The 11,797-nt window shown below is 61.7% G+C and carries 9 protein-coding genes and 1 pseudogene; 6 read left to right on the top strand and 4 right to left on the bottom strand.

Annotated elements, in window-relative coordinates; translation table 11 throughout:
• Together QOC89_RS12895 and QOC89_RS12890 are read left to right on the top strand one after the other, a co-directional pair.
• Positions 1-478, top strand: a pseudogene (locus QOC89_RS12895) (hypothetical protein); the annotation flags it as partial.
• A 225-nt stretch (positions 479-703) separates the two neighbouring features.
• A complete protein-coding gene (locus QOC89_RS12890; RefSeq protein ID WP_323045362.1) occupies positions 704-1,003 on the top strand; it encodes a hypothetical protein in 300 nt (99 codons plus the stop codon).
• A gap of 148 nt (positions 1,004-1,151) precedes the next feature.
• On the opposite strand, the gene QOC89_RS12885 is transcribed toward QOC89_RS12890, so the two are convergent.
• From QOC89_RS12885 to QOC89_RS12870, 4 genes are all read right to left on the bottom strand, one after another.
• Positions 1,152-4,265 carry an efflux RND transporter permease subunit gene (locus tag QOC89_RS12885; protein ID WP_323045361.1) on the bottom strand — a complete coding sequence of 1,038 codons (3,114 nt, stop codon included), beginning with the start codon at positions 4,263-4,265 and terminating at the stop codon, positions 1,152-1,154.
• Complete coding sequence (locus tag QOC89_RS12880; protein WP_323045360.1) at positions 4,262-5,473, bottom strand: efflux RND transporter periplasmic adaptor subunit; 1,212 nt, start codon at positions 5,471-5,473, stop codon at positions 4,262-4,264. Before QOC89_RS12880 ends, QOC89_RS12885 begins: the two co-directional genes overlap by 4 nt.
• On the bottom strand, positions 5,470-6,951 hold the full coding sequence (locus QOC89_RS12875; protein WP_323045359.1) for an efflux transporter outer membrane subunit: 1,482 nt from the start codon (positions 6,949-6,951) through the stop codon (positions 5,470-5,472). Before QOC89_RS12875 ends, QOC89_RS12880 begins: the two co-directional genes overlap by 4 nt.
• A gap of 146 nt (positions 6,952-7,097) precedes the next feature.
• Positions 7,098-7,775 carry a response regulator transcription factor gene (locus QOC89_RS12870; RefSeq protein WP_323045358.1) on the bottom strand — a complete coding sequence of 226 codons (678 nt, stop codon included), beginning with the start codon at positions 7,773-7,775 and terminating at the stop codon, positions 7,098-7,100.
• A 162-nt stretch (positions 7,776-7,937) separates the two neighbouring features.
• On the opposite strand from QOC89_RS12870, the gene QOC89_RS12865 reads away from it, so the two are divergent.
• From QOC89_RS12865 to QOC89_RS12850, 4 genes are all read left to right on the top strand, one after another.
• Positions 7,938-8,621: a response regulator transcription factor gene (locus tag QOC89_RS12865; protein WP_323045357.1), complete on the top strand. Its 684-nt coding sequence runs from the start codon at positions 7,938-7,940 to the stop codon at positions 8,619-8,621.
• On the top strand, positions 8,608-9,975 hold the full coding sequence (locus QOC89_RS12860; RefSeq protein ID WP_323045356.1) for a sensor histidine kinase: 1,368 nt from the start codon (positions 8,608-8,610) through the stop codon (positions 9,973-9,975). The genes QOC89_RS12865 and QOC89_RS12860 overlap by 14 nt, the downstream gene beginning before the upstream one ends.
• Positions 9,976-10,023: 48 nt before the next feature.
• On the top strand, positions 10,024-10,338 hold the full coding sequence (locus tag QOC89_RS12855) for a hypothetical protein (protein ID WP_323045355.1): 315 nt from the start codon (positions 10,024-10,026) through the stop codon (positions 10,336-10,338).
• A 527-nt stretch (positions 10,339-10,865) separates the two neighbouring features.
• Complete coding sequence (locus QOC89_RS12850) at positions 10,866-11,789, top strand: sensor histidine kinase (protein WP_323045363.1); 924 nt, start codon at positions 10,866-10,868, stop codon at positions 11,787-11,789.
• Positions 11,790-11,797 lie beyond the last annotated feature (8 nt).

Genomic DNA, 11,797 nt, shown 5'->3' with positions numbered 1-11,797 from the left:
GCAGGCCTGTAGCCAGCGCGTGTCCAGCCTCGACCGCGAAGTCGAGACAGCCGCGCACGCCAGCCCGGTTTGGCCGGTAATCGAGGCGTTGATGGCGCTGCGCGGCATCAGTATGCTCGCGGCTGTGACGGTGGTCGCGGAACTCGATACGTTGCAGTACGGTCCGGTCTTCGGCATCACTGACCACTATCACCCTGTTGTTCGAGTGCAGGTCTATTCTGCAGAACTTCATGTTGGCCTCCGACAGGTCAAAGGGTCTGCTTCACCTTGGGTCTTCCCCCGCGCCTCTCGCCGCGGGGTTCGGGACCGCTACATGATTATCAACGCCTTCCGGCTAGCGGACCTCGCCGCAAGCTCATGCAAAAACATTCCCGTTAACGTATTAGCTCTATGCGCTGCCCGGAAAGATCCCACTGACGGGGCACGCGGCGAACGCGAGACGTCGGCTGAAGATACGAAAGCCGACGGCCCGCGCTGATCAGGCAGGCACTTGGTTGACCGGCGCGGCGCGCGCGCTTTGATGGCAGCAGACCTTTGTCTGGCGAAGAATATTACGCTCATTCGTGCGGAGGTTTTTAATGCGGCGAGCCTTAAGTGATTCTTTAGGACCTCGAAAAGGTCAAAAAACATACCGATCAAGCACTCCGAATCGAGGCCGAAAGACAGTGCGCAGTAAACACATTTTGTCTATCAGGAGATTTGGATGTCTATTTGGGCAATCGGTCAAAGCACGGCAGAAGCATCAGCGCCATTAGCCGCGCCGACCTCGAGTTCAGCGCCGAGCGCGCCTGCATCGGGCACGAGCGTTTCTTCGGCTACGGGGTTGAGCACCAGCACGTCCGCGTCGTCCGGATCGTCGTACACGGCCAACATCAGCAGCGCCGCACGTGCTTTGTGGGTCGAAGCAAGCGAGACGTCGGTTCAAACCGCGCAGGAAGCAGGCAAAGGCGATCAGCAGGCGCAACGCCTGCTCGCCAAGGACGTCGTAGCCAAAGTGCACTAGCGCACTCAGGACGTTCAGCCTGAAGGCAGAGACCGCCACGCCGGATCGGCGGCGGCACCACAGAATTGGACTGCGTGGCGACATGAACCGCTGAGTCAGGGTGATCGCGCCGGCAGTTGAGCGCCGGCAACTGCGCTGCCGTTGGGGCTCAACCTACCGATTCACGCTCGAGCATACTGCCTTTCGCACGCCGTTTCGCCAGCCAATGTGAAAGACGGTCGAACCACAGGTGTACGACCGGCGTCGTGAAGAGCGTCAGCATCTGCGAAAGGATCAGGCCGCCGACAATCGCGATGCCGAGCGGGACACGCAATTCCGCGCCCGCTCCGTGACCGAGCGCGAGGGGTAGCGCACCGAAGAGCGCGGCAAGCGTCGTCATCATGATCGGCCGGAAACGCAGCACGCACGCCTGGCGGATCGCCTCACGGGGCGGCAAGCCTTGCTCGCGCTCGGCCACGAGCGCGAAATCGATCATCATGATTGCGTTCTTCTTGACGATACCGATCAGCAGAATGATGCCGATCATCCCCATGATCGACAGATCCTGGCCGCACAGCATCAACGCGAGCAATGCCCCCACCCCCGCCGAGGGCAGCGTCGAAATGATGGTGAGCGGATGAATCGCGCTCTCATACAGAATGCCGAGAATCAGATACACCACGACCAGAGCCGCTGCGATCAGATACGGTTCGCTGGAAAGCGACGCCTGGAACGCCTGCGCCGTGCCCTGGAACGACCCCGTCAAGCTGTCGGGTTTGCGTGCCGCGACTTCGGCCTGGCGAATCGCCGTCACGGCATTGCCGAGGGATTGCCCCGGCGCCAGATTGAACGAGATCGTCACAGCCGGGAACAACCCCTGGTGATTCACCGAAATCGGCGACACGTTGTTTTCGATCTTCGCGAGCGTGTTGAGCGGCACCAGTTCATTCGTCAGCGGCGAACGCACGTAGAGATGCGCGAGCGCGTCGGTGGTCAACTGGAAACCCGGATCGACTTCTTCGACGACGTGGTACTGGTTCAACTGCGTGAACAGCGTGGCGATCTGCCGTTGGCCGAACGCGTCGTAGAGCGTGTCGTCAATTGCTTGCGCGGTAATGCCGAAGCGCGAGGCGGTACTGCGGTCGATCACGAGCGTCGCGCTGGTAGCGGCAGCTTGCTGGTCGGAGGTGACGTCGGCGAGTTGCGGCAGCTTCGACAGCTTGTCGGTCAGCACGCCTGCCCAATGATTCAGTTCCTTGATATCCGGGTCTTGCAGCGTGTACTGATACTGCGCGGCGCTGATGCGGCCACCTACCTGAATATCCTGGCGGACCTGCATCGACAGTGAAAGGCCCATCACCTTCGCCACCTGCGGCTTCAGTCGATTGACCACCTGGGCGGCGCTGTCCTTGCGCTGCCCGAACGCCTTCAGGTTGATCATCACGTGGCCCTGGCTCACAGTCGGATTCGCACCCATCCAGTAGTAGATGTTATCGATGGCGGGATCGGCTTCGATGATATTGCCCAATTGCTGCATTTTCAATGACATCGCGCGCGGGGAAATATCCGGTGCGGCCTGTGCGACACCCATGATCAAACCGGAGTCTTCCTGCGGGAAGAAGCCCTTCGGGATCTCGACAAACAGCGCGCCCGTCGCGACGATCGTCGCGATCGTCACGCCAAGCATCAGTTTCGGGCGATTCAACACCCAATCGAGACCGCGCTCGTAACGCCGCTCCACCGCGACGAAGCCTGTTTCGAGCCAGGCTTCGAGCTTGCGCATGCGCCCTGCTTCATCCGGCTCAGGCAAACGGATCAGCCAGCCGCATAGCATCGGCGTGACGGTCAGCGAGACCAGCGCCGACATCAGGATCGCCGCGCTCACCGTCACCGCGAATTCGCGGAACAGGCGTCCGACAATGCCGCCCATCAGCAGGATCGGAATGAACACCGCGATCAGCGAGATCGTCATCGAGATAATAGTGAAGCGCACTTCCATCGTGCCGAGCAGCGCGGCTTTCATGCGCGGCACGCCTTCCTCGATATGCCGCATCACGTTTTCGATCACGACGATCGCATCGTCCACCACGAAACCCACAGCGATGGTCAGCCCCATCAGCGAGAGATTGTCGAGGCTATAGCCGAGCAGATACATCACGCCGAACGTGGCGACCAGCGACAAAGGGATCGTCAGGCTCGGAATGATCGTCGCCCACACGTTGCGCAGAAACGAGAAGATCACCATCACGACGAGCGCGATTGTCAGCATCAGCGTGAATTGCACGTCATGCACCGACGCATTGATGGTCTGCGTGCGATCGCCCACCACATGCAGATGCGCGGCCGCGGGCAGCGACGCTTCGAGCGCGGGTAGCTTCGCCTTGATGTTGGCGATCGTCTGCACGACGTTGTAGCCCGGCTGCTTGTGAATATCGAGGATGATCGCGCGCTCGTGCTGAAGCCATGCAGCCTGCTGGTTGTCCTCAGCGGCGTTAAGAACGGTGCCGAGATCCGATACGCGAATCGGTGCGCCATTTTTGTACGCCACCACGAGATCGCGATACTGCGAGGCGGTCGTGATCTGATCGGTCGCATTGAAAATCACCGAGCGATCCGGCCCGTTCAGGCTGCCCTTCGGCGCGTTCACGGTCTGCAAGCCGACGATCGCGCGCACGTCTTCGAGCGTGAGGCCGCGAGCGGTAAGCTTGTCGGGATCGAGCTGAATACGCACGGCAGGCCGCTGCTGGCCGTGGAAATCGACGAGCCCCACGCCTGGCATCTGCGAAATCTGCTGCGCCAGATAGTCCTCGGCGTAGCTGTCGAGTTGCGTGAGCGTGAGCGATGGCGACGTCAGCGCCAGTGACAACAAGGTGAAGTCGGCCGGATTGACCTTTTCATAGGTCGGCGGGTTCGGCAAGTTCTTCGGCAGGGTACCGCCGGCCGCGTTGATTGCTGTCTGCACGTCCTGCGCCGCGCCGTTTATATCGCGTGACAGATCGAACTGCACGGCGATGTTGGTGGTTCCCAGCGAGCTCGACGACGTCATCTGCGTGATGCCCGCAATCAACGAGAGTTGCCGCTCGAGTGGCGTCGCCACCGAAGTCGCCATGGTCTCCGCGCTCGCGCCAGGCAATTTCGCCACGATCTGGATAGTCGGAAAGTCGACTTGTGGCAAGGGCGCGACCGGCAGCAGAAAATACGCCACCGCGCCCGCCAGCAGCACCGCGATGGCAAGAAAACTGGTCGCAATGCGCCGCTTGATGAACAGTTCCATCAGGCTCATGACGGATTGTCCTGATTAGTCTGGTTGTCCGCCGGGTTTGCGTTGGCCGGTGCCTGGGCCACCGTCGGCACCGTGGTCGCTGCCACGCGCACGCCTGGATTCAAGCGGCTTTGTCCATCGAACACGACCCGATCCCCGAGCGCGATGCCACTGCGTATTTCCGTCATTCCGTCGACCGTCACGCCGGGTTGCACCGGGCGCATCTGCGCGGTGCCGTTCGCGTTGATCACATATAGCTGCGTGCCGTTCTGTGTGTTCACCACCGCGCGGCTCGGCACGGCGAGCCGCTGCGTATCGGTGTGCAACAGCACGCGCGCATTCACCAGTTCGCCCGGCCACAGCCTGCGGTCCTTGTTGGTGAACGAGGCCTTGAGTTTGATCTGACCGGTAGTGGGATCGACCGTACTGTCGATGAACACGAGGGTGCCGTCGGCGAGCGCCGTGCTGCCGGAACGCGTGGTGACGTTCACCGCCAAAGGCGCGGCCGCCTGATTCGCCAGCAAGTCGGGCAGCGCGTCTTGCGGCACGGAGAACAGCACGGTGATCGGCTCCATCTGCGTGACGGTGACGATGCCGGTCGTGTCGGTGGGATGCACGATCGCGCCGATGTCGGCCTCACGCGCGCCCACGCGGCCGGTGAACGGCGCGAAGAGCGTGGTGAAGCCCAGTTGCAGGCGGTCGCTCTGCACCAGCGCTGCGTCTGCGGCGACAGTGGCGGCGAGTTCTTCGACTTGTGCCTTCGCGGTGTCCACAGCCTGCGTGGTCGCGGCACCGATGCCGACCAGCCTCGAGTAACGCGTGAGATCGAGCCTCGCGTTATCGAGCGATGCCTGGTCCTTGCGTTGCGCCGCTTCCGCTTGATGCAATTGCGCGGTGAGCGGTCCCTGATCCAGCTGTGCGAGCAACTGTCCGGCTTTCACGTCCTGCCCTTCACTGAAGGCCACGCGCTGCAACTGGCCGTCCACACGCACTTTGACGTCCACGGCGTTGAGCGCCTGTACCGTACCCACTGCGGCCACGCGAATCGGAAAGTCGCGGATCACCGGATGGCCGGCGTTGACCGGCACGGCAGCCGCCGCCTTGACGGCCGGATGCCTTGGCCAGAACCACGCCACGAGGATCACCACAAGGACGACGAGCGCCAGGACTAAAGGCGCACGGCCGCGCGCGCGGGGCGCCTCGTGGTTCCGAAGGTCGGTAGATTTCATGAGCGGGAAGGCATGGAAGAGGAAGCGGTGCTGCTATCGGTCACCCCGAAGCCGCCGCCGAACGCGCGGAACAGGCTCACCGAGGCTTGCAGACGCGCGAGCCGCGCCTGCACCAGCGTGTCTTCGGCTTGATAGAGCGTGCGTTGGGCATCTAGTACTGTCAGAAAGTCGACGGTGCCGAGCTTGTATTGGACTTGCGCGAGCGTCGCGGCCTTGCGGGCGGCGTCGGCGGCGGTCTGGTCGGCGGCTTCCGCGAGCTGCTGCTGTTGCGCCGCCGACAGCGAGTCCTCGACATCCTGCAGCGCGGCGACCACGGCTTGCTGATAATCAGCGACGCTCTTCGCTTCGGCTGCCTGGCTTGCGTGCAACTGGCCATGCAGTGCGCCGCCGTCGAACAGCGGCGCGGCCAGCGAGGTGCCGAGGCTCGCAAACGGACTTGACAGGAAATGCGAAAGGGACTTGCTGCTGAGCCCGCCGTCGGCGGTCAGCACGATGTTAGGCAGGAAGGCCGCGCGCGCCGCGCCGACGCTCTCATTGGCCGACTGCAACTGCGCTTCCTTCGAGCGGATATCGGGACGCGTTTCCAGCAGGCTGGCCGGCAGATCCGGACGCGGTTGCGGAATGGCGATGTCGGCGAGCGCGGCATCACTCACTGTGAACTGCTCGGGCGCCGTGCCCGCCAGCACGGCGAGCGCATGAATGCTGATGTCCAGTTGCTGTTGCAACGCCGGCACCGCCGCCTGGAAGGTGGCGAGCACATTGCGCTGCTGCTGCACCTGCAGCTCGGTCGCGACGCCCGCATCCTGTTGCGCGAGCAACAAGTGCAGAATGTGCGCGGCATCATCGGAGATCGACCGTGCGATCGCCAGACGGCGGCGCAGGCTCTGCACCTGGAAATAGATGTCCGCCACCGATGCAGTCAGCGTCAACGCCACCGTATCGCGATCGAACGCGGACGCGCGCGCGAGCAGGTCTGCCGCGCTGGCATTGGCGGCGTTAAAGCCCCAGAAGTCGACTTCGTAACCGGCTTCGGCAAACAGGCTCTGGGTTTTGGTGGTCGAGCCGCGCCCCTGGTGAGCGCGGTCGAAGGTAGCGCCGACCGACAGCGACGGATACTGCGGTGCGCCGGCTTTCTCGGCGTTGCCGCGCGCCTGTTCGACGCTCGCAATCGCCGAAGCAAGCGTGAAGTTGTTGCGCAGACTGCGATCGATCAGCGCATCGAGCGCGGGGTCGTGATATTCGCGCCACCAGCCGCTTCTGACCGGAACGGTATCGGCGAGCCGCGCACTCGCCGCGCCGTCAAAGTGCTGCGCGAGCGGCGCACTGGGCCGCTGATAGGCCGGCACGAGCGAGCACCCGGCCAGAGCCACGACACCCAGCGCGCAGACTGTGCCGCATACGGCAGCGCGGAGCGTCAGATGAGGCGCACGAGGACTGGCGACGCGCGAGAACGGCGCCGAATGGGGCAGCCCTGACATTGGAGAACGCTCCGGCAACATGGGAATGTCGCCAGATTAGTCAGCGGGTCCTTTCGGCGCTCTCGCCCGATAATTAAAAAAATTTAATGCAGAGCAACATGCGGACGGAGCGGCCTGCGCGAGGCATCAACGTCGCCCAAAGGTGCCTAAGGTGCCGGGTTCAGCACATAACCCGCACCCACCACCGTGTGAATCAGCGCTACGGGAAAATCGCGATCCACCTTCGCGCGCAGCCGATGCACGTGCATATCGATGATATTGCCGCGCGGTTCGAAATCGTAATTCCACGCCGCCTCGAGCAGCATGCTGCGCGTCACGACCTGGCCTTCGCGGCGCGCAAGGCATTCGAGCAACAGAAACTCGCGATGCTGCAGGCGCAGATCGCGGCCGCCGCGCGTCGCGGTTCGCGCCCGCGTATCGAGCATCAGATCCGCGCAATCGAGCCGCTCGCTCATTCGTCTGCGATCCACGCGCCGCGCGAGCGCCTCGATTCTCGCCAGCACTTCGACGAAGGCATACGGTTTCACAAGATAGTCGTCGCAACCGGCGCGGATGCCCTCCACACGCTCATTCAGGCCGCCGACCGCGGACAGCATCAGGACCGGTGTGGTATCCCCGCCGGCGCGCAACTGCTGCACGAGAGCGAGGCCGTCGAGCGCCGGCAGGAGCCGGTCGGTCACAATCACGTCGTAAATGCCCTCCCGCGCGTAGGCAAGCCCGGTCGCGCCGTCGGCCACGGTGTCGACAATCAGACCGCTTTCCCTCAAGCCGCGCGCCAGGAACTGGCTGGCGCGCGTATCGTCTTCGACCAGCAGGATCCGCATGCGCTAAACAGGTTGATAGTGGCTTACATTAAAATTTTTTAATGTTGGCGCGAAATGCCTGTGCAGTTTCGCGCGGCATACTTTGGTGCATCGTAGGTACAAGCGTAGTGTATATGGCCGGCTCGCACTGAGCTCGCCGCCCGCTCACTTCTGGAAAAACGCATGTCGAACGTATTGGTCGTCGAAGACGACGGGCAAACCCTCGCGGAGATCGTTGAAGCGCTCACCGATCACGGCTGCCAGGTGCAGGCCGCGAGCACGGGCCGCGACGGTTTGATGCTCGCGGTCGCCAACAGTTACGACGCCATTGTGCTCGACCGCATGTTGCCAGGCGGCCTGGAAGGGCTCGGCATGCTGGCGGCGTTGCGCAGCGCCGGCGTGCTCACGCCGGTGCTGATTCTGAGCGCCCTGTCGGCGGTCGACGAGCGCGTACGCGGTTTGCGCGCCGGCGGCGACGATTATCTGACCAAGCCGTTCGAATTCATCGAACTGACCGCGCGGCTCGACGCGCTGATGCGACGGCGCGAAGCCGCGCCCGGTGTGCAGGAATACCAGGTCGGCCCGTTGCGTCTCGACCCGCTCAAGCGTGAAGTGAGCTGCGCCGGCCATCCGGTGCCGCTCTTGCCACGCGAATACCGGTTGCTTGAATACCTGATGCAGCATGAGGGCCAGGTGGTGAGCCGCACGATGCTGTTCGAAGCGGTATGGGATTACCGGCTGGATGAGCGAACCAATGTGATCGACGTGCACATCAGCCGCCTGAGAAAGAAGCTGGACCCGGACGGGACGGCTCCGATGATCGATACCGTGCGCGGTTCGGGGTACATGCTCCATGCGCCTGACTGAACTGCACCGCACCACCGGTTTTCGCCTCGCCACGCTGTTCCTGATGCTATTCGGCGTCATCGCGATACTTCTATTCGGCTACCTGTATCGCGAGATCACCGGGTTCGAACAGGAGCGCATCGACGACTGGCTGATTCGCGAGCACGCACAGTTGCAACGCGAGGAGCAGGACGAACTGGTCGCGCGATTCGAACATCAAAATCAGTTCGATCCGCGCCGTCAGCGTCCGTTCGGCCTGTTCGACGCTACCGGCAAACATCTTGCCGGCGGCTACGCGGGCGATCAACCGGCTATTCCGGTTTTCGACAAACCGTTTTCCATGCGGCTCGCGAAGCTGCCCGGCCGCCCGCCCGGCCGATGCATCGCCGCGCGCCTGCCGGAGAGCCGCATTGCGTTGCAATGCCAGAACACCCGCGAGCTCGACCACTTCGACGAGGAGCTGTTGCACGCACTACTTTCCACCGCCATGATCACGCTCGTGATCGGCCTGGTCGGGGCGAGCATGATCGGTATTTCGGCAATGCGGCGGCTCGACGCGGTGACCGCCTCGATCGAGGAAATCGTCGCCGGCAATCTCAGCAGGCGTCTGCCGGTGCATTCGAAACGCGACGACGTCGATCGCCTGGTCGGCGTCGTAAATGGCATGCTCGACGAGATCGAGCGGCTGATGCACGAGGTCAAGGGCGTGTGCGACGCGATTGCGCACGATCTTCGCACGCCGCTCACACGGATGCTCGGCGGACTCGAACGTGTGCAGCGCCGCGCCAAAACTGAAGCGGAGTATCGCGCGGCAATCGATGAAACCATCGTCGAAACCGGTGGGCTGCTGCGCACCTTCAACGCGCTGCTGCGCATTTCGGAAATCGAAAGCGGCGTGCGCCGGGCGGGATTCGCGACGGTCGATCTGGCTGCCGTTGCCGATGATGTGTTCGAGTTCTACGATCCGACTGCCGAGGACAAGCAGATCGCTTTCGAACTGCAGCGAACGGGATCGGGGCCGCTCGACATCCAGGGTGATCCGAACCTGCTGTTCGAGGCGCTGGCGAATCTGGTGGAAAACGCCATCAAATTCGCACCGCATGGCGGCCATGTGCGGATCACCGTGTTCCGCGACAAGACCGGTGCGGGCGTTACCGTTTCGGACGACGGGCCGGGCATTGCGCCCGCCGAACAGCAAGCCGTGCTGCGGCGCTTTTATCGCGGTGAGGCGAGCCGTCACACGCACGGCAGCGGGCTCGGCCTGAGCCTTGTGCTGGCAGTGGCCGGCATGCACGGCATGTCGATCTGTTTCAAGGACGCGATGCCCGGATGTGAAGTCCTGTTCTGTAAACCCGCTGAACAACGCCATATTTAGGGTCGACGCAGCCGTCAGATCGTGGCCGCGAGCGCTGACGAAACAGGCGTGCGCTGCGCGTTTCTTAGCAATCACGGCTCAATTCTCGATTTCTCCGCCACGTCGGCGGAACTGGAACAGGTCAAAACCTGGTGGCACTTCGTCGGCCGCTGGAATTTCTGCGTGATGGACAACAAACGCGACCTGGCCATCATCCTGAGTAAATGCGATGGCCCGCTGCAGTCGGTAGTCCTCGGAGGCGAAAGGGTCAACCGCCGTAACGACGATCAGTTCGTCGCTTTCCTCGATCGTGCCGAGACACGCGCGCGTTCACTGGTAGGTATCACCCTCGACGCGCGAGCATTCGAAGTCGCAATGGCCTGAGTGGATAGGATACGGATGCCCCGCCCGCAACATCCCTGAAAGGCTGAAGGCGACCCCGAAGCCGGCCGTCGCCGCGTCGTCGTGGCGAATGTCCTTTGGCAGCCACGTACAGGACACACACAGACGGCAGGCCGCGGTCAAAGCCGATACCCGCTGAACGAGATTGGAATTCGGCTGGTTACCCGACATGGCTGGCTCGCGTTAAGCACCGCAATCGGCAATAGCTGAAATATAATAGTGAACAACATGGGTAGCAGCGAGGCGAAGCTTGGCGCGCTGGCACATACAGTTGCAAGCCATCCGCTCACCGGTACTGCGTTACGGCTTTGCAGTCGTATGCGTTGGAATCGCGCTTGGGCTGGCGCTAGCATGCCAACATTACGGCTTTCACGATGCCGAAATGCCGCTTTTTGACCTGGCCATCGTTATCATTACCTGGTATGCCGGTATAGGACCATCCGCGCTGGCGGTTTCTCTCGGGAGCCAGCAACACCTACTTCTTTACCCCGCCGCTTTACACCTTTGAAATCACTTCGGAGGATCTGCCGTACTTTGTTCTTTTCATAGTATGGTCAGTAGTTATTGCTTCTTTCGTTGCTATTCGACGTCGAATTGAGGACCAGCTACTCGACGCGCGGGGGCGCCTCCAAAGTGAGCTTGAAGTAAGCCGGCAACGCGAGGACGAAATTCGTGGGCTCAATCAAACACTCGCCAGGCGCGCAGCAGAGCTTGAGGCGAGTAACAAGGAACTAGAGTCTTTTTCCTATTCCGTCTCCCACGATCTACGGGCGCCAATTCGACACATAGTGGGATTCACGGAACTGCTACAAAAACACACGTTTTCTTCCCTTGACGATAAGAGTCGTCGGTGCATACAAACCATTCTCGAGTCGGCAAAAAGAATGGGGGATCTGATCGATGATCTGCTGGCCTTTTCCAGAATCGGGCGAATTGAGACCAAAATGACCTTTGTGAGCCTCGAGCTGCTCGTGAAGGAAGTCATCGCGGATGTCGGGCAAGACCTGAGGGACAGAGACATAATCTGGGATATCAAGCCCCTTCCGGTCTGTTACGGAGATCGGTCCATGCTGAGGGTAGTTATCGTCAACCTTGTATCGAACGCGGTCAAATTCACGAGCAAGCGAGCAGGTGCCAAAATAGAAATTGGTTGTGTGGACGTGAATGAAAATGAAGTGGAGATGTTCGTAAGGGATAATGGTGCGGGCTTTGACATGGAGTATTCAGATAAATTATTCGGCGTGTTTCAACGTCTGCACCTTGCGGAACAGTTTGAAGGCACGGGCATAGGACTGGCTATTGTCCAGCGCATTATCGTGCGCCATGGCGGAAAGGTCCGGGCCGAGGGAATGCTTGACCGCGGTGCCACTTTCTATTTCTCCCTGCCTAAAGCACGGGATGCGACGACCAATAGGATTGCGAGCATACTATGAACGAATTG

It is taken from the genome of Paraburkholderia sp. (assembly GCF_034668105.1).
In the GTDB taxonomy this organism is placed as follows: domain Bacteria; phylum Pseudomonadota; class Gammaproteobacteria; order Burkholderiales; family Burkholderiaceae; genus Paraburkholderia.
The sequence above is the reverse complement of the archived record's forward strand: the minus strand, read 5'-3'. Positions and strand labels throughout refer to the sequence as shown.